Genomic DNA, 1,230 nt, shown 5'->3' on the forward strand with positions numbered 1-1,230 from the left:
CAGGTCTGTTGATTAGCTAAATTATGGAAGTGGGAAACACTACATTGGCTAAATAAATCCTCCATTCCGGTGGTAAAGTTTCCAAAGTAAATAACCGGTCAAAGTCGACGAATGTTAATTTAGCACTCGGATGCACCGCAGCATTTCCCTGCTCAAACAGGAACTTAAGCAAAACATAAATCAGTAAAGCTGTGTACAGCTGTCCATACACTGCATTTGGTGTTGTTCCGAATAATTTTGGAATGTTTAGATGCTGCTTAATCCAACGAAAAAAGACTTCAATCTGCCACCGTTTTTTATAGATTTCTGCAATCCCTTCGGGGGAATACCAGTGCAGATTTGTGGCGAGAATAACGGGATTTCCTTTGGGATCCTCTAGAATGACCACCCGAAATCTGTTCTGGGAGAGTGCCATGTTCTTTCCCAATTGGCAGGTCAAATCTTGCTTAATACTTCCCGAAAAGGGACGCTTTCGACATCGTGAGATTGGATTCGTAAAGGTTGTATTATCCCGAAGCCGAATCACAAAATACTGCCGGTTTTCCTGCTCTTGGTAACTGTCAAACAGCTTGTGTTTACCATAAGACCGGTCTGCCACCAAAATAAATCTTCTGTCCAGCAGGTCAGGGCAACTCTTCAAATCAGGCTCATATCCAGTCGTTTCGGTAACTTTGTGCAATTCGCCTTGGTCTCCAATGATCCCCACGTGTAGCTTAACGCCTGCTTTTTGGCCTTTGTGCGGAGCCCAAGTCAACCGTCCCAGACCTACCGTAATCGTAGTGGAATCAACGATTAGCAACTCCTTCGGAATACCGAGTACACGCCGAGTCTTTCGATTGCACAGCCCAATCATGAGATCTAGCAAACGCTTGAATAATTGAAAAGGAACGTCTTTGGCTTTTTTCGAGAGGGTCGAGTGATCCACAGAACGTTGCCCACAAAAGGCCATTCGCTGTTCTCCGTCCCGATACCCCTCCCACTGCTGGAAGGCGGCTTCGGCCAAAAATAGAAATAAATCATAGACAGTAAACTTTCGCGCCACATCGATATACTTTAGTTCTTCCAAAAGAGGGAGCATTTTTTCTTCGGGAATGACCAATTGCAGAATATTTGATAATGAAGTAGACTTTTTCATGAGGTCGCCTCGTTTCGGATGTTTGTAGGGGTACAAACACTTTACCGAATGAGCGGCCTTTTTTCTACCTTTTTCTGGTTAATCAACAGGTCTAT

At 44.1% G+C, this 1,230-nt stretch carries 1 protein-coding gene; it reads right to left on the reverse strand.

The genetic code is table 11. The features are described from left to right. Window positions 1-16: 16 nt before the first annotated feature. Complete coding sequence (locus tag ACQ76X_RS35925) at window positions 17-1,135, reverse strand: IS4 family transposase (protein ID WP_438498668.1); 1,119 nt, start codon at window positions 1,133-1,135, stop codon at window positions 17-19. Window positions 1,136-1,230: the final 95 nt, after the last annotated feature.

Origin of the sequence: Paenibacillus sp. IHBB 3054, from assembly GCF_051594305.1 — a bacterium.
Taxonomy (GTDB): domain Bacteria; phylum Bacillota; class Bacilli; order Paenibacillales; family Paenibacillaceae; genus Paenibacillus_AQ.

Coding starts and splice junctions, on each gene's coding strand:
- ACQ76X_RS35925 (WP_438498668.1), bottom strand. CDS start 1,135: ATGAAAAAGTCTACTTCATTATCAAATATTCTGCAATTGGTCATTCCC.